The organism is Amycolatopsis anabasis (assembly GCF_009765355.1).
Taxonomy (GTDB): domain Bacteria; phylum Actinomycetota; class Actinomycetes; order Mycobacteriales; family Pseudonocardiaceae; genus Amycolatopsis; species Amycolatopsis anabasis.
In genome coordinates this window covers 377272-397496 of the sequence record NZ_VTHK01000003.1, presented here as the reverse complement: position 1 = coordinate 397496, position 20225 = coordinate 377272, and the positions used below count along the sequence as shown (strand labels likewise).

Annotated in this window: 18 protein-coding genes; 13 read left to right on the top strand and 5 right to left on the bottom strand. The window is 70.5% G+C overall.

Going from position 1 to position 20225, the window contains the following annotated elements:
- The first annotated feature begins 6 nt into the window (after window positions 1-6).
- From nuoL to FXO23_RS05935, 6 genes are all read left to right on the top strand, one after another.
- Window positions 7-1917, top strand: a complete 1911-nt coding sequence (gene nuoL, locus FXO23_RS05960) for an NADH-quinone oxidoreductase subunit L (RefSeq protein WP_158881533.1) — start codon at window positions 7-9, stop codon at window positions 1915-1917.
- The gene (locus FXO23_RS05955; protein ID WP_158881531.1) at window positions 1914-3464 is read left to right on the top strand and encodes an NADH-quinone oxidoreductase subunit M; all 1551 of its coding nucleotides are present in this window, start codon (window positions 1914-1916) and stop codon (window positions 3462-3464) included. Before nuoL ends, FXO23_RS05955 begins: the two co-directional genes overlap by 4 nt.
- Window position 3465: 1 nt before the next feature.
- On the top strand, window positions 3466-5034 hold the full coding sequence (gene nuoN / locus FXO23_RS05950) for an NADH-quinone oxidoreductase subunit NuoN (protein ID WP_158881529.1): 1569 nt from the start codon (window positions 3466-3468) through the stop codon (window positions 5032-5034).
- Between the two features lie 153 nt (window positions 5035-5187).
- Window positions 5188-6426 carry a hypothetical protein gene (locus tag FXO23_RS05945; RefSeq protein WP_158881527.1) on the top strand — a complete coding sequence of 413 codons (1239 nt, stop codon included), beginning with the start codon at window positions 5188-5190 and terminating at the stop codon, window positions 6424-6426.
- Window positions 6427-6523: 97 nt separating this feature from the next.
- On the top strand, window positions 6524-6733 hold the full coding sequence (locus tag FXO23_RS05940) for a heavy-metal-associated domain-containing protein (protein WP_158881525.1): 210 nt from the start codon (window positions 6524-6526) through the stop codon (window positions 6731-6733).
- A 46-nt stretch (window positions 6734-6779) separates the two neighbouring features.
- A complete protein-coding gene (locus FXO23_RS05935; protein ID WP_246256946.1) occupies window positions 6780-7115 on the top strand; it encodes a DUF6204 family protein in 336 nt (111 codons plus the stop codon).
- On the opposite strand, the gene FXO23_RS05930 is transcribed toward FXO23_RS05935, so the two are convergent.
- A complete protein-coding gene (locus FXO23_RS05930; RefSeq protein WP_218951900.1) occupies window positions 7093-8448 on the bottom strand; it encodes an MFS transporter in 1356 nt (451 codons plus the stop codon). The genes FXO23_RS05935 and FXO23_RS05930 overlap by 23 nt on opposite strands.
- A 145-nt stretch (window positions 8449-8593) precedes the next feature.
- On the opposite strand from FXO23_RS05930, the gene FXO23_RS05925 reads away from it, so the two are divergent.
- The 3 genes from FXO23_RS05925 (at window position 8594) to FXO23_RS05915 (ending at window position 11978) form a co-directional block, all read left to right on the top strand.
- A complete protein-coding gene (locus tag FXO23_RS05925) occupies window positions 8594-9490 on the top strand; it encodes a LysR family transcriptional regulator (RefSeq protein WP_218951899.1) in 897 nt (298 codons plus the stop codon).
- 146 nt (window positions 9491-9636) lie between these two features.
- Window positions 9637-10656, top strand: a complete 1020-nt coding sequence (locus FXO23_RS05920; RefSeq protein ID WP_158881519.1) for a polyprenyl synthetase family protein — start codon at window positions 9637-9639, stop codon at window positions 10654-10656.
- An 86-nt stretch (window positions 10657-10742) separates the two neighbouring features.
- Window positions 10743-11978: a sunset domain-containing protein gene (locus FXO23_RS05915; RefSeq protein ID WP_158881517.1), complete on the top strand. Its 1236-nt coding sequence runs from the start codon at window positions 10743-10745 to the stop codon at window positions 11976-11978.
- 63 nt (window positions 11979-12041) lie between these two features.
- On the opposite strand, the gene FXO23_RS05910 is transcribed toward FXO23_RS05915, so the two are convergent.
- From FXO23_RS05910 to FXO23_RS05895, 4 genes are all read right to left on the bottom strand, one after another.
- Window positions 12042-13106 carry a 2-oxoacid:ferredoxin oxidoreductase subunit beta gene (locus tag FXO23_RS05910; protein WP_158881515.1) on the bottom strand — a complete coding sequence of 355 codons (1065 nt, stop codon included), beginning with the start codon at window positions 13104-13106 and terminating at the stop codon, window positions 12042-12044.
- A complete protein-coding gene (locus FXO23_RS05905; protein ID WP_158881513.1) occupies window positions 13103-15022 on the bottom strand; it encodes a 2-oxoacid:acceptor oxidoreductase subunit alpha in 1920 nt (639 codons plus the stop codon). Before FXO23_RS05905 ends, FXO23_RS05910 begins: the two co-directional genes overlap by 4 nt.
- A gap of 217 nt (window positions 15023-15239) precedes the next feature.
- Entirely contained in the window at window positions 15240-16001 is a 762-nt protein-coding gene (locus FXO23_RS05900; protein WP_158881511.1) for an enoyl-CoA hydratase, read from the bottom strand.
- Between the two features lie 10 nt (window positions 16002-16011).
- Entirely contained in the window at window positions 16012-16458 is a 447-nt protein-coding gene (locus FXO23_RS05895) for an Lrp/AsnC family transcriptional regulator (RefSeq protein ID WP_158881509.1), read from the bottom strand.
- A gap of 88 nt (window positions 16459-16546) precedes the next feature.
- Here FXO23_RS05895 and ddaH point away from each other — a divergent pair, with 88 nt between their 5' ends.
- The 4 genes from ddaH to FXO23_RS05875 all read left to right on the top strand — a co-directional run bounded on the left by ddaH (window position 16547) and on the right by FXO23_RS05875 (window position 20194).
- Complete coding sequence (gene ddaH, locus FXO23_RS05890) at window positions 16547-17401, top strand: dimethylargininase (RefSeq protein ID WP_343034452.1); 855 nt, start codon at window positions 16547-16549, stop codon at window positions 17399-17401.
- Window positions 17402-17498: 97 nt separating this feature from the next.
- A complete protein-coding gene (locus FXO23_RS05885; RefSeq protein ID WP_246256940.1) occupies window positions 17499-18161 on the top strand; it encodes a polysaccharide deacetylase family protein in 663 nt (220 codons plus the stop codon).
- 64 nt (window positions 18162-18225) lie between these two features.
- Window positions 18226-19149 (top strand): glycosyltransferase family 2 protein, encoded by a 924-nt coding sequence (locus tag FXO23_RS05880; RefSeq protein WP_158881507.1) that lies wholly within the window; start codon window positions 18226-18228, stop codon window positions 19147-19149.
- Window positions 19150-19153: 4 nt separating this feature from the next.
- On the top strand, window positions 19154-20194 hold the full coding sequence (locus tag FXO23_RS05875) for a GNAT family N-acetyltransferase (RefSeq protein WP_158881504.1): 1041 nt from the start codon (window positions 19154-19156) through the stop codon (window positions 20192-20194).
- Window positions 20195-20225: the final 31 nt, after the last annotated feature.

The following is a 20225-nucleotide window of genomic DNA, read 5'->3' as shown; positions in this document are numbered from 1 at the left end:
GCGATAGTGACCGCATCATCGTGGCTGCTGGTGGCCTTCCCTGCCCTCGGCGCGCTCATCCTGCTGGTCGGCGGGAAGCGGACGAACCGCTGGGGCCACCTCCTCGGCTGTGCGACCGTGACGGCGTCCTTCGTGTACGGACTGCTGCTGTTCTTCACCACCACCGGTAAGGGCGAGCTGGAGCGGGTCAGCGACACCAAGCTGTTCTCCTGGATCCCGGTGGACGCGCTGCAGGTCGACTTCGGGCTGCGGATCGATCCGCTCTCGGTCACCTTCGTCCTGCTGATCACCGGGGTCGGCGCGCTGATCCACTTCTACTCGATCGGCTACATGGCCGAGGACGCCGACCGCAGGCGGTTCTTCGGTTACCTGAACCTGTTCGTCGCGGCGATGCTGATCCTGGTGCTGGGCAACAGCTTCGTGACGCTGTACCTCGGCTGGGAGGGCGTCGGCCTCGCCTCGTACCTGCTGATCGGCTGGTACACCGACCGCCCGTCCGCGGCGACCGCGGCGAAGAAGGCGTTCCTGATGAACCGGGTCGGCGACGTCGGGCTGGCGCTGGCGATCTTCCTGATGTGGAAGTACATCGGCAGCACCGGCTACACCGAGGTCTTCGCCGGAATCGGCGGCCAGTCGCCGGGCGTGATCACCGCGATCGCGTTGCTGCTCCTGCTCGGGGCGTGCGGCAAGTCCGGCCAGTTCCCGCTGCAGGCCTGGCTCCCGGACGCGATGGAGGGCCCGACCCCGGTCTCCGCGCTGATCCACGCCGCGACCATGGTCACCGCCGGGGTCTACCTGGTGGCCCGGGCGAACCCGATCTTCAACGAGACCGCGGACGGCCGCCTGGTCGTCACCCTGGTCGGCGCGGTGACCCTGCTGATCGGGTGCATCATCGGCTGCGCCTACGACGACATCAAGAAGGTGCTCGCGTACTCCACGGTCAGCCAGATCGGGTACATGATGCTCGCGGTCGGGCTCGGGCCGGTGGGCTACGCGCTCGGCATCATGCATCTGCTCACGCACGGCTTCTTCAAGGCCGGCCTGTTCCTCGGCGCCGGTTCGGTCATGCACGGCATGAACGACGAGGTCGACATGCGCAAGTTCGGCGGGCTGTGGCGGAAGATGCCGATCACGTTCGTCACCTTCGGCCTCGGCTACCTCGCGCTGATCGGCATCCCGCCGTTCTCGGGCTTCTTCTCCAAGGACGCGATCATCGAGGCCGCGTTCGGTCAGGAAGGCTGGCGCGGCTGGGTGTTCGGCGGCGCGGCCATGCTCGGCGCGGCGCTGACCGCGTTCTACATGACCCGCCTGGTGCTGATGACGTTCTTCGGCAAGGCGCGCTGGAAGGAGATCAAGTCCAGCGACGGCCGGGAGTTCCACCCGCACGAGTCGCCACCGGTGATGACCGTGCCGATGATCGTCCTGGCGATCGGTTCGATCGGGGCGGGCGCGTTCTTCGCACTCGGCGACCGGCTTTCCGGGTGGCTCACCCCGTCGCTCGGGGAACTCGCCGAGGCCGAGCACACCGTGTTGCCGCACGCGCTGATCCCGTACCTGACCATCGCGCTGTCCCTGCTGGGCGTGCTCGTCGCGTGGCTGGTCGTGGGCCGCCGGGACGTTCCGGTCGAACGGCCGGAACGGGTGTCCGCGGTGGTCAAGGCGGCCCGCAAGGATCTGTACGGCAACACGCTGAACGAGACGCTGGTCGCCCGGCCGGGCACCTGGCTCGCCCGCGCACTGGTCTATGTGGACAACCGGGGCGTGGACGGCGCGGTGAACGGGCTGGCCGCGGCGCTCGGCGGCGGATCCGGGCGGTTGCGCCGGATGCAGACCGGATTCGTCCGCTCCTACGCGCTGTCCATGCTCGCCGGGTCGTTCGTGCTCGTCGCGGCACTCCTGCTGGTGAGGTTCTCATGACTTGGTTGTTGGCCGTCATCCTGCTGCCGCTCGTCGGCGCGGTCGTGCTCGCCGGGCTCCGGCGGAACGACCGGCTGGCGACGCTGGTCGCGCTCGGCTTCTCGGTGCTGGAGCTGCTGCTGATCATCCCGCTGTGGGCGAGCTACCGCCCCAGCGGCGACCGGTTGCAGCAGGTGTCCTCAATGGACTGGATCCCCGGATTCGGCATCCACATCTCGTTCGGCATCGACGGCATCGCGCTGATCATGATCGCGGTGATCGCGCTGCTGGTGCCGATCGTGGTCGGCACGCTCGGCGTCACCGACAAGCTGCCCGCCGGGCGCAGCGCGGGCGGGTTCCTGTCGCTGATCCTGGTGCAGGAGGCGATCACCGTCGCGGTCTTCGCGGCGACCGACGTGTTCCTGTTCTACGTGCTGTTCGAGATCATGCTGATCCCGATGTACTTCCTGATCGGCGGCTACGGCGGCGCGAACCGGCAGTACGCGGCGGTCAAGTTCTTCCTGTACTCGTTCCTCGGCGGCCTGATCATGCTGGCCTCGGCGATCGGCGCCTACTCGATGGCGTCGGACGAACTGGGCAAGGGCACGTTCGACTGGGCCACCCTGGTGCGGGTCGTGCACGACGCGCCGACCGGGACGCAGATCTGGCTGTTCCTCGGGTTCTTCCTCGCGTTCGCGATCAAGGCGCCGCTGGTGCCGCTGCACACCTGGCTGCCGGACGCGGCCTCGCAGGCGCCGATCGGCGTCGCGGTGCTGCTGGTCGGCGTGCTGGACAAGGTCGGCACGTTCGGCTTCCTGCGCTACAACCTGCCGATGTTCCCCGAGGCCAGCAAGACCCTCGCGCCGCTGGTGCTGGTGCTCGCCGTCGCGGGTGTCCTTTACGGATCGATTCTCGCCGCCGGGCAGCAGGACATGAAGCGGTTCATCGCGTACGTGTCGATCGCGCACTTCGGGTTCATCGCGCTGGGGATCTTCGCGTTCACCCAGCAGGCGACGGTCGGCTCGGTGACCTACATGCTCAACCACAGCCTGGCGACCGGGATGCTGATCGTGGTGATCGGCATGATCGTGGCGCGCGGCGGGTCGACCCGGATCTCCGACTACGGCGGGATGGCGAAGGTGACCCCGATCCTCGGCGGCATGCTGCTCGTCGCCGGTCTGTCCACCTTGTCCCTGCCCGGGACGAACTCGTTCATCAGCGAGTTCCTGGTGCTGCTGGGATCCTTCGACTCCCGGCCGGTGTACGCGATCCTCGCCACGGTCGGCATGGTGCTGGCGGCGGCCTACGTGCTGTGGCTCTACCAGCGGATCATGACCGGGCCGGTGCGCGGCGACGCGCTGCTCGGCGCCGGGGGAGGGCCGGGCACCGCGATCGCCCCGGAACTCGGTGCGAAGAAAGCCATCCGCGACCTCGGCGGCAAGGAGATCGCGATCCTGGCCCCGCTGGTCGTGCTGATCATCGGACTGGGTTTCTACCCGAAACCGATCCTGGACACGGTGACTCCATCGGTGCAGGCGACGCTGAGCGCCGTGCAGGGAGGAAACTGAAGTGCTCGACGTTCTTCTCGCGCAACAACCGCAGCAGATCGCCACGCCGCAGATCGACTACGCGGCGATCCTGCCGGTGCTGATCATCCTCGGCGCGGCCTGTGTGAGCGTGCTGTTCGAGGCGTTCCTGCCCAAGCACATGCGCTGGCCCGGCCAGGTGGTGCTCAGCCTCTTCGCCATCGCGGCGGCCGGAGTGTCGCTGGTCATCTACCTGACCGGCGCGCCCGCGGCGGGGCTCACCACGCTCAAGGGCTCGATCTCGGTCGACAAGCCCGCGCTGTTCCTGTGGGGCACGCTGCTCGCGCTGTCGATCGGCGCGGTGCTGCTGATCGCGGACCGGTCGGTGGAACCCGGGGGCGCGTTCGTCGCGCAGGCGGCGATCCGGCCGGGCACGTTCCAGGACCGCGCGCAGGCCGGATCGACCGGGATGCAGACCGAGGTGTTCCCGCTGACGCTGTTCGCGCTCGGCGGGATGATGACGTTCTGCGCGGCGAACGACCTGCTCACCATGTTCATCGCGCTGGAAGTGCTGAGCCTGCCGCTGTACCTGATGTGCGGCCTGGCCCGGCGCCGCCGCCTGCTCTCCCAGGAGGCGGCGGTCAAGTACTTCCTGCTCGGCGCGTTCTCCTCGGCGTTCTTCCTGTACGGCCTCGCGCTGCTCTACGGCTACGCGAACTCGGTGAAGCTGGCCGACATCGCGAACGCCGCCGCCGGGACCGACCGCTCCGACACGCTGCTCTTCGCGGGCCTCGGCCTGCTGGTGGTGGGCCTGCTGTTCAAAGGATCCGTGGGCCCGTTTCACACCTGGACCCCGGACGTCTACCAGGGCGCGCCGACCCCGGTGACCGCGTTCATGGCGGCCTGCACCAAGGTCGCCGCGTTCGGCGGGATCCTGCGCGTGCTCACCGTCGGCTTCGAGTCCACGAGCTGGGAATGGCGCGGGGTGCTGTGGGCGGTGGCGATCATCTCGATGGTGATCGGCGCGGTGCTCGGCCTGACCCAGACCGACGTCAAGCGCATGATCGCGTACTCGTCGATCGCGCACGCCGGGTTCCTGCTCGTCGGGTCGATCGCGATGACCGAGCAGGGCCTGTCCGGCACGCTGTTCTACCTGCTGTCCTACGGTTTCACCACGCTCGCGGCGTTCGGCGTGATCAGCCTGGTCCGCGACTCCTCGGGCGAGGCGACGCACCTGTCGGCGTGGGCGGGACTGGCGAAACGGTCGCCGGTCCTGGCCGGGGTGTTCACGTTCCTGTTGCTGGCACTCGCCGGAATCCCGTTGACGAGCGGTTTCGTCGGCAAGTTCGCGGTGTTCTCGGCGGCTTTGTCGGACGGGATGGCCCCGCTGGTGGTGGTGGCGCTGGTGGCGAGCGCGGTGGCCGCGTTCTTCTACCTGCGCGTGGTCGTGCTGATGTACTTCTCCGAACCGGCGGCCGACGGCCCGACCGTTTCGGTGCCGGGTGCGTTCACCACGGCCGCCATCACGCTCGGGGTGCTGGTCACGCTGCTGCTCGGCGTGGTCCCGGCATTCGCCCTGAACTGGGCGGGTGGCGGCGGTTTCGCATTCTGACAGGTGATTTCCGGGGACTGCCACCCATTGTGAACACCATGGCTGTGGTATTTACCCGGTGAGGGGCGCCACAGCAGACTTTCTTCTCGGAATCGAATCCATACATTTCCGATTCGTTCGAAGCTTTCGCTTTCAGCCGAGAAGGAGACAACCGTGGGTCGTCACCGTAAGAGCAAGAACCGGGGCCGCCACGCCGTTCCGCCGAAGGTCCGCCCGCTGGCGGTGGCCGTCGGCGGCGCGGTCGCCGGCGGCAGCCTGCTGTTGCCCCTGGCGGCGACCCCGGCCATGGCGGCCGAGGCGCCGGTCCCGAGCGTGAACCCGGTGGCGCAGGCGGTGCCCGCGCTGGCCACGCAGAACGTCATCGGCGGCGGGGGTGCGGACGGCTTCGGCGATCTCGCCGGGTTCGGCGCCCTGGGTGGCCTCGGTGATCTGGGCGGCTTGGACACGCTGGGCGGGCTGGGTGACCTCGGCGGCTTGGGTGGTCTGGGCGATCTCGGTGCGGGCGAGGAGTCCGGAGAACTGGGCGACCTCGGCGGGTTGCCGGATCTCGCCGGTGGCGCGAAGGGCCAGGACGCCAAGGGCGGTGCGGGCGGCGAGGACCTGGGGAAGGTGCTCGAGCAGGCCAAGAAGATCGCGGACTCGCTGAGCAAGGCCGCGGGCGAGGCCAAGGAGGAGGGCAAGGACAAGTCCGCGGAAAAGGCCGAAAGCAAGCCCAAGGCCAAGGCGAAGAGCGAAAGCGGCGCCGACGCGAAGGAGTCCTCGTCCGGAAAGCACGCGCTCAAGGGCGAGGGCAAGCACGCGGCCAAGGCGAAGAGCGCCGAGTCCTCCGGTAAGCACACGCTCGAAGCCAAGGGCGAGAACGGTTTCCGCGACTTCGGAATGGCCGCGGGCAAGGAGATCGGCGGCAACCTCGGCGCGTTCGCGGGAAGCGCGGTCGGCGGCCTGGCCACCGCGATCCTCAACAACGGCGACGATTCGGCCAAGCAGAAGGCCGAGGAGTTCGGCCGCGCCGTGGGCACCGCGATCGGTGATGTCGGGGGTGCGACCGCCGGTGGCGCGGTCGACGGCGGGCTCGGCGCACTCGCCGGAAACCCGAAGGGCACCGCCAAACCGCTGAGCGAGATGGGCAAGCAGATCGGCGGCGGGGTGGGCGGCGCGATCGGCGGCGCCGCCGGGAGCGCGATCGGCGGGGCCATCGGCGGCCCGGCGGCCGGACCCGCGGGGGCGATCGGGACCACCATCGGCAAGACCGGCGGCGAGCTGATCGGCACGGTCGGCGGCGGGGCGCTCGGCGGCGGCATCGACGGTTTCGCGGCCGGGCTCAAGGATCTCCAGGAGAACAACGCGGACGCGGGCGCGAAGGCGGAGGCGAGCACGGACGTCGACGCGTGAGCACGTCACTCGATCGGCTGGTCCGGGGAACTCCGGTGCTCGGCGGGCCGACCTGAAAGACGACCCCGATCCCGTATCCGAGAGGCGAACCCCACCGATGACCGAAGCCATCTACACCGTCAACGGCATGAGCTGCGGGCACTGCGTGTCCTCGGTGACCGAGGAGGTGCGCAAGCTCGACGGCGTCATCAAGGTCGAGGTCGATCTGCCCGCCTCGCGGGTCGTCGTCACCAGCGACGCGCCGCTGTCCACCGAGCAGATCTCCTCGGCCGTGACCGAGGCGGGCTACCAACTGGTCACCAGCTGACCGATATCCGATCTCGCATTCGGATACAGGGTTGTATCTTGGCTGCATGACCACGCTGCGCACGTACCGAGTGCTGGTAAAAGGCAAGTTCGACCGGCCCGACGCCGAGACCCGGTCCCGCATGCTCGCCGTGCTGCGGGACGGCGGCCTCCCTCCGCTCGGGTTCACCGAGGAGGGTGCGCTGTCGTTCGGCGAGCACCTCGCGGCCTTCTCGTTCCGCTGCGTGGTGCGCGTCGAACCGGGCGAGGCGGAGGAACGCGAGGCGCGCGACCGCGCCGAACTGCGGGCCATGGAGGCGCTCGAGGCCGCGGGTTACCCGTATCGGGACCTCACCTCGAGCGCCACCGCCATGGACGACATCAAGATCCGCCGCCGGCGATGACCCCGCGGACAAGGTACAGCGCGGCGGCGGCGACCACCCCGGCCAGCGTCAGCATCGCCGTGCCCAGCACCGCGCCGAACTCGCCGGTGCCCAGGATCGTGCCGACGATCGCCACCCCGAGGGCACTGCCCAGTTCCCGGGTCATGCCCTGCAGTCCGGAACCCAGCCCGGCGCGGCTGTGCGGCAGGGCGGCCATGATCCCGGCGGACGCGGTCGGCATGACCAGGGCACAGCCGCACGCGACCACCAGGGTCCCCGCGGCGTACCAGCCGTACCCGGTAGCCGAGTCCACAGTGGACACGCAGACCAGGCCCGCGGCGAGCAGCGCCAGACCGGCCGCGGTCACCCGCGGGCCGCCCAGGCGCGCGGCCAGCCGGACGATGAGCCGGGGCAGCACCAGCAACGGGATCGCCACCGGCAGGACGCCGACGCCCGCGAGGAACGGGGAGAAGCCCTTGACCGTCTGCAGGTACTGGCCGTTGACGTAGAAGAGCCCGAACATGCCGAGGAACGCGGCGGCCATCGCGAACGAGTTCGCGCGCAGGGTGCGGACGCGGAACAGGCGCGGGTCGAGCATGGGGTGCTCCGCGCGCAGCTCGTAGGCGGCCCAGCCGGTGAGCAGGACGACCGCCGCGGCGAAACCGGTGAGCACGGTGGCCGATGCCCAGCCCGCGCTCGGTCCGAGCGTGATGCCGATCAGCAGGGCCACCACGCCGCCGGTGAACAGCAGCGCGCTGACCGGTTCGACCGGGCGCGGATGGCCTGGCAGGCGCGGGGTGAACAGCGCGACGAGGCCGAGCACCACCACGGCGATCGGCGCGACGGTGAGGAACAGCGCGCGCCAGGACCCGGTCTGCAGCAGGGCGCCGCCGCCGAGGTTGCCGACCGTTCCGGCGACCCCGGTGGCCGACGCCCAGACCGCGATGGCCTTGGGGCGGGCGGATTCGTCGGCCGTGCCGATCAGGATCGCGAGCGTGGCGGGCATCACCGCGGCCGCGCCCAGGCCGGAGAGCACCCGGCCGGCCAGCAGCAGCGGGATGTTCGGCGCCACCCCGGAAAGCAGCGCGCCCGCCGCGAAAACGGCCAGTCCGGTGAGCAGGGCTCCCTTGCGGCCCAGGCGATCCCCGAGCGCGCCCGCCGGGATCAGCAGGCAGGCGAAGACGATCACGTACGCGTCGACGACCCACACCAGCGTCGAATGCGACGGGTGCAGCGCGTCGGCGGACAGGCTCGGGATCGCGAGGTTGATCGCGGCGACCATGCTCACCACGAGCACGACACACAGGCACATGAGTGCGGTCGGCGGCCCTTGCCGGGTTCGGGTTTCGGGCACGGCGATATCCATGACTGCCTTTCTGGGGAAGGAAGAACGCGAGCAGTTCGCGGTTCCGGAAGCCACGGTAGGAACGCGCCGGGCATGCGTCCAGTGCAATGATGGCAACCAAGGATTGCGTCAACTGGAATCGAAGGGTGGCGTCGTGGCCGACGTGGATCTCAACCTGCTGGTGGTGCTCGACGCGCTGCTCACCGAGGGCAGCGTCACCGGGGCGGCCGAACGGCTGCACCTGTCCGCACCCGCCACCTCACGCGCGCTCGGCCGCCTCCGCCGGACGCTCGGCGATCCGATCCTGGTGCGCGCGGGCCGGACCATGGTGCCCACCCCGGCGGCGATCGCACTGCGGTCGGAGGTGCGCGGCCTGGTCGAGCAGGCGCGGGGCGTGCTGCGCCGCACCGGCGAGGTGGATCTGGCCACGTGCGAACGCACGTTCGCCATCCGGGCCAACGACGCGTTGATCTGTCAGCTCGGTCCCGGGCTGGTCGCCGCCGCGCGGGCGCAGGCGCCGCACGTGCGGCTGCGGTTCCTGGCCGAGGGCGAGGAAGACGTCCAGCCGTTGCGGGACGGCGTGATCGACCTCGACCTCGGAGTCATCGACGACCTCGGCCCGGAGATCGAGGTGGAACCGTTGTGGCAGGAGGGAACCGCGCTGATCGCCGCGCCGGGGCACCCGATCGCGCGCGGGCGGATGACCCTGCGGCGGCTGGCCGCGCTACCGCACCTGGCCATCTCCCGGCGCGGCCGCAGTCACGGTCCCCTCGATGAACTCCTTGCGGCACAAGGACTTTCCCGGGAAGTCGTGGCCGTGGTGCCGACCCCGACCGCGGCGATGCACCTGGTGCTGGCCACCGAACTGGTGTGCCTGGTCAACCGCGACTTCGGCGAGTTCGCCGCCCGCGCCTGCGGGGTGCGCCTGCTCTCGGTCCCCGGCGACCTGCCGGTCAAGTGGATGTCCCAGGCGTGGCACCCCCGGCTCACCGCCGACCCCGCGCACCGCTGGCTGCGGGAGCAGGTTCGCCGGCTGCGGGCGGGGCGATGACCTCGGGTGCGTACCGCGGGTGACCGGTCCGGCACACAGGCGGCCCCTGTCGTGTTCGTCACCTCTGACCAGTGCCGGTGGACCGACCGGGGTTGGTGGCTTGCCATTACGCTGGGAGCAACCGAGTGTCGAGAGGGCGGAGCGACGTGTCAGTTCAGGGTGGTGCCATCGACGACCTGCGCGCGAGCGTCGGGCTGGAGATCGCCGACGAGCACCTGCTGCGGACGCTGGCCGGCGGGCTGAACGACGTCGAGAACCTGCTGCGCGAGACCGTGCACAGCGACGTCAAGGCCGTGCACGACGCCGCGTCGCACCTGGTCGAGGCCGGGGGCAAGCGGTTCCGGCCGCTGTTCACGCTGCTCGCCGCGCAGTTCGGCGGCGGGAACTCGAAGAGCGTGATCACCGCGGCCGCCGCGGTCGAGCTGGTGCACCTGGCCACGCTCTACCACGACGACGTGATGGACGAGGCCACCATGCGGCGCGGCGCGCAGAGCGTGAACGCGCGCTGGGACAACACCATCGCCATCCTCACTGGCGACTTCCTCTTCGCGCACGCGTCCCGGCTGGTCGCCGACCTGGGCACGGATGCCGCGCGGATCATCGCGGAGACCTTCGGCGAGCTGGTCACCGGCCAGATGCGGGAAACCGTCGGGCCGGCGGCCGGGGAGGACCCGGTCGGCCACTACCTCACGGTCATCGCGCAGAAGACCGGTTCGCTGATCGCCACCGCCGGCCGGTTCGGCGGCATGATGTCCGGCGCCGACCCCGCGCACATCGACGCGCTGTGCCGGTTCGGCGACATCATCGGCACCGCGTTCCAGATCTCCGACGACGTCATCGACATCGCCTCGCCGTCCGACGAACTGGGCAAGTCGCAAGGCACCGACCTGCGCGAAGGCGTCCGCACGCTGCCCATGCTCTACGCGCTGGCCGACTCCGGCACCGATTCCCGCCTGGTCGAGCTGCTCTCCGGCCCGGTGACCGAGGATGCCCTGGTCACCGAGGCGCTGGGCCTGCTGCGGGAGTCCAGTGGCCTCGAACGGGCGAGGGTCACCCTTTCCGACTACGCTTCTCGCGCAAGAGCCGAGCTGGCGGCGCTGCCTGCCTCACCTGCGCGCGACGCGTGCGAGTCGGTCGCCGACTACCTGGTCGCGCGGACGAACTGAGGTAGCCACTCCGCCGCGTCATGGGCTTGCCGTCCGGGGCTTGCTGAAGGGAATCCCGGGGGCAAGGAGGAAAGGACAGCGCGGATATGAACCTGTTCGGACAGGTTTGGCTGTGGAGTCTGCTCGCGTTCTTGGTGGGCGTGCTGCTCACCTGGATCCTGCTGGTCCGCCCGGCGCAGGCGAGAAGCCGCGAGCTGGAACGCAGGCTCACGGCCGCGCACGCCGAACGGGCCGCCGCGGCCCCGGTCGCCGAGCAGCCCCCGGCCAGGACGTTCGCACCGGAACCCACGCGCACCTGGGCGCCCGAGCACCCGCCGACCCGCACCTTCGAGCCCGAACCCGAACCCGAGCGGCCCGCGTTCGAACCCGAGCCTGAGCCCGAATCGGAGGAACGGCCGGAAACCTGGTACGCGCGGGAAGACGCGGAGGAGACGACCTCCTTCGCCAAGCCCGCGATGGCGTCGCACCTCGAACCACCGGCGGAGACCGAGGAAACGCGGGCGCCGCTGTTCGAGCCGGAGCCGCCGCGCGAACCGGAGTTCCCGCACGAGCCGCAGCTGCCGCGTGCGTACGAACCGGAGCCGCCGCACACGTTCGAACCGGAATTCCCCCGGGAAACACCGCCCCCGCGCGAACCGGCCACCGAGTTCGGCTCGGTGAGCGCGAGGCTGGATCCGCTGCCCGAGCCGCCCGCGGAACCCGAGTTCCCCGCCGAAGCCGAGTTCCCCGCCGAAGCCGAGACCGGCGCCGAACGCGAAGCCGAGAAGACGTCCATCTTCACACCGCACATCGAGCCCGGCCCGCCCTCCTACGCGCTCGACGAGGAGCCGCCCGCACCCGAACCGGACGAGGCGCAAGCCGATCCGATCGAAGAGGCCGAATCCGCGCTGCCCAAACGCCAGCCCCGGCAGTCGCCTCGCGGCGGCTTCGAACCGCCCCGGCCGATCCAGCCGTCGATGCGGCCCATCGAACGCCGCGAACCGATTCCGGAGGTCGAGGGCGGCCGCAGCGGCTCGCTGTTCGAACCGGCCGTCCGGCCGAATCCGGCCGCCGCGGGACCGGCCGAGCCGCCGCCTCCGGCGCCCCCGGCCCGCGATCCCCGACCCGCGGATCCGACCGTGCCACCGGGTCCGTTCGGCCCGGGCTCCGCGATGCCGCGGCCCGGCGGTGGCCGCCCGTCCGAGGAATTCGGCGTGAAGGCCAGCGTCACCGCACTGCGCTACTGCACCGAGGAATCGCCGCAGTTCCCGCGCATGGTCGCCGAGGTGTGGTTCCGCACCGCCGCCGACGCCGAACGCGTGGGCTTCCGCCCCCTCGCCTGACTTTCATGAGGGGACCCCTCCAGACAGAATTCGTCCGGAGGGGTCCCCTCATGACAAAGAGAACTAGGCGACCGTCCAGGTGTCCTTGCCGCGCAGGAGCGCCTGCAGGTCCGGGGTCTTGGCCTCGCGGGCCTGCTCGACCTGGGCGCGGGCCTGGTCGTCGTAGGTGGCGCGCTTGACCTGGCGGAAGATCCCGGTCGGGGTGTGCGTCAGGTTCTGGTCGCCGAGGCGGGAAAGCGCGAAGGCGTACGAGGTGTCCGCGATGGCGGGATCGTGGACGACCACGTTCTCCTCGCCGATCTCGGAAACCTTGGCGACCTCCAGCCCGCCCCACGAACTCCGCGTGACGCCGTACTGGTTCTCCGGCCCGAACACGATCGGTTCGCCCGCGCGCAGCGGGATGAGCCGTTCGGCGGCCTCGTCCTTGTCCTTGAGCACGTCGAACGCGCCGTCGTTGAAGATCGGGCAGTTCTGGTAGATCTCGACCAGCGCGGAACCGCGGTGCTGCGCGGCGGCGGTGAGCACCTCGGTGAGGCCCTTGCGGTCGGAATCCAGCGCCCGGCCCACGAACGACGCCTCGGCGCCCAGGGCCAGCGAGATCGGGTTGAACGGGGTGTCCACCGACCCCATCGGCGTGGACTTGGTGACCATGCCCTGGTCGCTGGTGGGCGAGTACTGGCCCTTGGTCAGCCCGTAGATCCGGTTGTTGAACAGCAGGATCTTGAGGTTCACGTTCCGCCGCAGCGCGTGGATCAGGTGGTTGCCGCCGATGGACAGCGCGTCGCCGTCGCCGGTGACGACCCACACCGACAGATCCGGCCGCGTGGTGGCCAGGCCGGTGGCGATCGCCGGGGCGCGGCCGTGGATCGAGTGCATGCCGTAGGTGTTGAGGTAGTACGGAAACCTCGACGAGCAGCCGATCCCGGAGATGAAGACGATGTTCTCGCGCTTGAGGCCGAGCTGCGGCAGGAACGCCTGGACCGCGTTGAGCACGACGTAGTCACCGCAGCCGGGACACCACCGGACTTCCTGGTCCGACTTGTAGTCCTTGGCCTTCTGCGGTTCGTCGGTCGCCGGAACGAGGTCGATCCCCCCGAGTTCCGGTAGCCCCAGATCAATCGCGGTCACTTCGCCGCCTCCTCGCTGGTTGCGGTGATCACGTCGGTGAAGACGCCCTGCAGTTCTTCGGCCTTGAAGGCCATGCCCGCGACCTTCGTGTAGCTCTCGACGTCGACGAGGTAGCGCGCCCTCAACAACATCGCGAGTTGCCCCAGGTTCATTTCCGGCACCACGACCTTGTCGTAGGAAGCGAGGACAGCACCCAGATTCGCCGGGAACGGGTTGAGGTGCCGCAGATGCGCCTGCGCGATCGGCATGCCCTGCTTGCGGACCCGGCGGCAGGCCGCCCCGATCGGCCCGTAGGAGGAGCCCCAGCCCAGCGCGAGAACGCGGGCCTTGCCGCCGGACGGGTCGTCGACCGCGACGTCCGGCACGGCGATGCCGTCGATCTTGGCCTGCCGCAACCGGACCATCTTGTCGTGGTTGGCCGGGTCGTAGGAGATGTGCCCGGTGCCGTCGGCCTTCTCCAGCCCGCCGATGCGGTGCTGCAGGCCCGCGGTGCCCGGTACGGCCCAGGCGCGGGCCAGGGTCTCCGGATCGCGGACGTACGGCCAGAACTCGCCGCTGTCGTTGGTGGCGTTGGGTTCCGTCGCGAACTCGACGCGCAGGTCGGGCAGGTCCTCGACGTCCGGGATCAGCCACGGTTCGGAGCCGTTCGCGATCGCGCCGTCGGACAGCAGCAGCACCGGCGTGCGGTAGGTCAGCGCGATCCGGGTGGCCTCCAGCGCGGCGTCGAAGCAGTCGGCCGGGGTGCACGGGGCGACGATCGGGACCGGGGATTCCCCGTTGCGGCCGAACATCGCCTGCAGCAGGTCGGCCTGTTCGGTCTTGGTGGGCAGACCGGTCGACGGCCCGCCGCGCTGCACGTCGATGACCACCAGCGGGAGCTCGGTCATCACGCCGAGCCCGATCGTCTCGGACTTCAGCGCGACACCCGGACCCGAGGTGCTGGTGACGCCCAGCGCGCCGCCGTACGAGGCGCCCAGTGCGGCGCCGATCCCGGCGATCTCGTCCTCGGCCTGGAAGGTGAGGATGCCGAAGTTCTTGTGCTTGGACAGTTCGTGCAGGATGTCGCTGGCCGGGGTGATCGGGTACGTGCCGAGCAGGATCGGCAGCCCGGACTGCTGCCCCGCGGCGACCAGCCCGTAGGCGAGCGCGGTGTTGCCGGTGATCTGGCGGTAGGTGCCGCGGGCGAGTTTCGCGGGGGCGACCTCGAACGTCGTCGCGAACGATTCGGTGGTCTCGCCGTAGTTCCAGCCCGCGCGGAAGGCCAGGATGTTGGCCTCGGCGATGTCCGGCTTCTTCGCGAACTTCTCCCGCAGGAAGCGTTCGGTGCCCTCGGTGGGCCGGTGGTACATCCACGACAGCAGGCCGAGGGCGAACATGTTCTTGCAGCGCTCGGCGTCCTTCTTGCCCAGGCCGGTGTCCGCGAGCGCGCCCTGGGTCAGCGTGGACATCGCCACCTGGTGCACCTGGAAGGACTCCAGCGCACCCGAATCGAGCGGATCGGCCTCGTAGCCGACCTTGGTCAGGTTGCGCTTGGTGAATTCATCAGTGTTCACGATGACCGTCCCACCTTGTGGGACATCGCCCAGATTCGCCTTGAGCGCGGCGGGATTCATCGCGACGAGCACGTCCGGGCGGTCGCCCGGGGTGAGGATGTCGTAGTCGGCGAAGTGCACCTGGAAGCTGGAGACCCCGGGGATGGTGCCCTGCGGTGCGCGGATCTCCGCGGGGAAGTTCGGCATCGTGGACAGGTCGTTGCCGAAGGCCGCGGCTTCCGAAGTGAAGCGGTCACCGGTCAACTGCATACCGTCACCGGAGTCGCCGGCGAACCGAATCACCACCCGGTCCAGTTGGCTGACCTCGGTCGGACGGGTCGCCGACAGGGCACCGTTGCCGCTGCCGTTCGCGCTGGTGGTCATGGGTCAGGGAACCCTCTCTCCCGACTGAACCGCACCCCGGTTTTTGTTACTGGAGCGCAGTCATCGTGCCGCAGATACCTCGAGATTACTTGGTGTTTCGTTGTCACGTGTTGCGGTGTGACCCCACTTACCTCCGGGTGTGACCGCGCTTACCTGTGACCGATGGTAACAGTTACTTTCCGCTGCCGGCGGTGACGCTCCTCTCAGCGCGTCCGGGCTAGCGGCCGCTGATCCGGGCGCGCATCGCACGCAGCCGCTCGGCGAACTCCGGTGACTCCAAAGAGGCCAGTTGAGGGGTGATTTCGACGTTCACGGCGGCCGCGTGCTCGGCCAGGGCGCGGGTCGCGCGCATCGACCGTTTGGTGGCCAGCAACACCTCGCGCGGCGCCTCGGCGGCGGGCGCGGCGAGGGCGAGCGCCGCTTCGAGCAACGCTTCGTGGTCGCCTTCGACTGTCCGCATGGTGAGACCAGCGCTTGCGGCGGCCTCGGCGTCGAGCACTTCGCCGAAGAGCGTCATCGCGGTGGCGCGCTGGGTGCCGACCGCGTTCTGCAGCATCCAGGTCATCCCGCCGCCGGGGTGCAGGCCGAGTTCGAGGAAGCGGGCGACGAACTTCGCACGCGGCCCGGCGATCCGGACGTCGGCGGCGAGGGCGAGGTTCAGCCCGGCGCCCACGGCCGCGCCGCCGACCGCGGCGATGGTCGGCAGCGCGCACCGGGCCACCGCGAGGAAGCCTTCGTAGATCGCGCGCAATCCCTCCTCCTTGGCGGCGCCGAGCGCGGACAGATCCGCGCCCGCGCAGAACGCCGGGGGCGCGCCGGTGACGACGACGGCGTGCACGTTCCGGTCGTCCTCCGCGTCCCGCACGGCCGCGGCGAGCTGCGCGGACAGGTCCAGGGTCAGGGCGTTGCGGCTCTGCGGGGCGTCCACGGTGAGCACCGCGACCTTCCCGGAATGCTCCACATGGATCCGATCGGTCATGCGGCCATCATCACTTGTCCGGTGTGGGCGGCCGCTCGAGCATCCGGGAAAGCACCACGGTCGACACCGTCCGGTCGACGATCTCCAATCCCCGCAGGCGTTCGAGCGCGGTCTCCAGCTGGTGGATGTCGGCGGCGCGCAGGTGGACGATCGCGTCGGCGGCGCCGGTCACCGTGTACGCGGCGACCACCTCGGGCAGCGGTTCGAGCCGGGAGCGGATCCGGCCCGGGGTGACGTTGCCCTGGCAGTGCACCTCGACGAATGCCTCGGTGCCCCAGCCGAGCGCCTCCGGATCGACCACCGCGGTGAACCCGCGCAGCACGCCGGTTTCCAGCAGCCGGTCGACCCGGCGTTTGACGGCCGGAGCGGACAGCCCGACGACCTTGCCGATCTCCGCGTAACTCGATCGTGCGTTGGCCACCAGGCACGAAACGATTCGCTGGTCGATAGTGTTCACACGCAATGTTTAGCAGGTATCTCCGCAAGAAACCTTGATTGCTTGCGTCTGTATCGAGCCATACCTTTATGGCATGGAGGTTTATGGCATGGAGGTTGTCGCGCCTGTGCCGCCCGTGACCCGGGTGCCCACGACTCGCCGGTATCTCATGTGCCCGCCGCGGTACTTCGCGGTGAACTACTCGATCAACCCCTGGATGGACCCCAGCCAACCGGTGAGCGCGGAACGCGCGCTCGCCCAGTGGACCGAACTCCGGGACACCTATCGCCGCCTCGGTCACACCGTCGAGGAGATCGAACCGCGACCCGGGTTGCCGGACATGGTGTTCGCCGCCAACTCCGGCACGGTGATCGACGGCCGCGTGCTCGGCTCGCGGTTCCGGGCCGAGCAGCGGGCCGCCGAGGCCGAGCACTTCCGCCGCTGGTTCGTCGAACACGGGTATCGCGACGTCGTGATGCCGACGAAGATCAACGAGGCCGAGGGCGACTTCGCGTGGACCGGCCGCGAACTGCTCGCGGGCACCGGGTTCCGCACCGACCCGGAGGCGCACGCCGAGGCGCAGGAGGTCCTCGGCGTCCCGGTGGTCTCGCTGCGCCTCACCGATCCGCGCTACTACCACCTGGACACCGCGCTGTTCGTGCTCGCCGAGGCGACCGACACCACGCGCGCGCAGATCGCCTACTATCCGGACGCGTTCTCCCCGGGTTCGCGCCGCGTCCTGGCGCGGCTGTTCCCGGACGCCGTGCTGGCCGACGCGGACGACGCCGCGTGCTTTGGCCTGAACGGCGTCTCCGACGGCCGCAACGTCGTGCTCCCGCTCGAGGCGACCACCCTCGCCGCCCGCCTGGCCGACCGGGGCTACGTGCCCTACCACGTCGACATCTCCGAACTCCGCAAGGCCGGTGGCGGCCCGAAGTGCTGCACCCTGGAGATCCGCAAGTAGCACGGCATGCCGAAAGTGCTGCCACTTCCGGCTCCCGCGCTGTAATGCCGGGGCCGGGGCCGCGATTAACGGGGCAACGCGCTTCGAGGAGGCCCCGGTGACCGTCGTCAACCTGACCGTGCACGGCATCGGCACGCCGGTGCGCGAGCTGGAGCCGGGGGAGGACCGGACCTGGGTCACCGTCGGGCAGTTCGAGCAGGTGCTCGACGCCGTGGCCGGGGACGAGCGGGTGCGCATCACGTTCGACGACGGCAACGCCTCCGACGTCGAGATCGCCCTGCCCCGCCTCGTCGAGCGCGGGCTGACCGCCGAGTTCTTCCTGCTCGCCGGGCGGATCGGGCAACCGGGCAGTGTGGACGCCGACGGCGTTCGGGCCCTGCTCGCCGCCGGGATGCGGATCGGTTCGCACGGCTGGGCGCACCGCGACTGGCGGCGGCTGGACCACCAGCTGGTCCTCCAGGAATTCCTGGACGCCCCGAAGGCGCTCGCCGAGCTGACCGGGCAGCCGGTGACCCGGGTCGCGGTGCCGTTCGGGTCCTACGACCGCCGCGTGCTCACCCGGCTCCGCCACGCCGGGGTCACCCGGGCCTACACCAGCGACGGCGGCCCGGCGCGCGAGCACACCTGGCTGCAGCCCCGCACCAGCCTTCGGCACGATCTTGGTCCACAGTGGATCAAAGACGTGCTCGCGGGCGCGCCGGGGCTCAAGCGGCAGGCGCGGCGGGCTTGCGCCAAGTTGGTGAAACGTGTCCGAGGTTGACGCGGAATCCGTTGGGCGGCAACGGAAACGTAACGAGGGCACGCCTCGCGGCGATGACCGCACCGTGACCGATGCGGGGTTCCGGGTGGCCGTGGTGATCGTGACGCACAACAGCGCGGACGTGCTCGCCGGTGCGCTCGCGTCCGTGGCGGACGGCACGCGGGGCGTGCGGCTGGTCGAGGTCGTGGTCGCGGACAACGTCTCCCGCGACGACACCGTGGCGGTCGCCCAGCGCGAGCACGGGATCCCGGTGCGGGTGCTGCGGATGCCGCACAACGCCGGGTACGCGGCGGCGATCAACGCGGCCGTCGCGTCCTGGCAAGAGTCCGATGTGGACGGATACCTGGTGCTGAACCCGGACGCCCGGCTCACTCCGGGTTCGGTCGCCGTCCTGGCCGCGGCGCTGCGTGAACCGGGCCGCGGGATCGTGGTGCCGCGGCTGCTCAACCCGGACGGTTCCCTGCAGCCTTCGCTGCGCCGCCCGCCGACCGTGGTCCGCGCGCTCGCCGAAGCGGTCATCGGCGGCAACCGCGCGGGGCGCCTGGGCGCGCTCGGCGAGCTGATCACCGACGAAACCGCTTACCACCGCCCGTGTGCCGCGGCCTGGGCCACCGGGGCGGCGATGCTGATCTCCACCGAAGCCCAGCGCGGCATCGGCCCGTGGGACGAGTCCTTCCTGCTGTACGGCGAGGAAACCGAATTCGCGCTGCGGGCCGGGGACCGGGGCTGGCGGCTGTGGTACGAACCAGCCGCGGTCGTCGAGCACGAAGGCGGCGAATCCGGGGTGAACCCGGTGCTGTGGGCGCTGCTGACGGTCAACCGGGTGCGGTTGTTCACCCGCCGCCGCGGTCCGGTCGCCGGGGCCGCCTACTACCTCGCGGTCCTGCTCGGCGAGGCCGTGCGCGCGCTCGCCGGGCGGGTCACCGCGCGGGCCGCGGTCGTCGCGCTGGCCCGCCCGTCCCGCCGCCTGCGCGCGCTCCCGGGCTGAGCCGATGCGCCACCGACTCGTCTCCTTCGACGCGCTCACCACCCGCGAACTCGATGCGTGGCACGGATTCCTGGCCGCGAATTCCGCTTTGGACAGCCCGTGCTACCACCCCGGGTTCGCCGCTTCGGTGCACGCGGGCGGGCGCCCGGTGCGGGTGCTGGTGTCCGAAGAGGACGGTGTGGTGCGGGCCCTGCTGCCGGTGCAGCTCGACGGCGGGCTGGCGCGCCCGGCGGGCTGGCCCGCGGCGGATTTCCAGGGCCCGGTGCTCGCCCCGGGCACGCGGTTCGAACCGCGCGCGCTGCTCGGCGCGGGTTTGCGCGGTTACGCGTTCGACCACCTGCCCGCAGGTTACGGCGAGTTCGCGCCGTGGGTGGCGCACTCGCGGCCGTCCCCGTTCCTCGACGTCTCCGGTGGGCTGGACGGTTACCTGGGCCGCGTTTCGCGCAGCGGCAAGGACAAGATGGGCGAGGCGCGGCGGCTGACCGCGAAGATCGAACGGGAGCACGGGCCGGTGCGGTTCACCGCCGACTCCCGCGATCCCGCCGCGCTGGACCGGGTGATCGAACTCAAACGCACCCAGTATGCCGCGACCGGGGCGCGGGACTACTTCGCCGACCCCGCGCGGGCCGACTGGCTGCACCGGTTGCTGCGCACCACCGACCCCGCGTTCGGCGGTCTGCTGTGCACTGTCCACATCGGACCAAAACTGGTGGCCGCGCACTTCGGGATGCGGGCCTCCCATGTGCTGCACTGGTGGTTTCCGGTGTACGACAAGGAATTCGCGCGGTTGTCGCCGGGCTGGATCCTGCTGCGCGAGGTGATCCGGGCGGCGCCGGGCCTCGGCCTGGAACGGATCGACCTCGGGCGCGGCGAGGACGACTACAAGCGGCGGGCGATGACCGGGCAGGTCATGGTGGGCGAGGGCCTGGTCGCCGGGGGCGTGCGCCGCGCGCTGCACGGGGCGAGCCGGTCGGCGGTGGCCGCGGTCAAGGCTTCCCCGCTCGCCCCGAAGCTGCGCGCGGTCGCCCGCCGGTTGCGCTCCTGACGGGGTCGTGAGTGGACAGACCGGTTAGAAC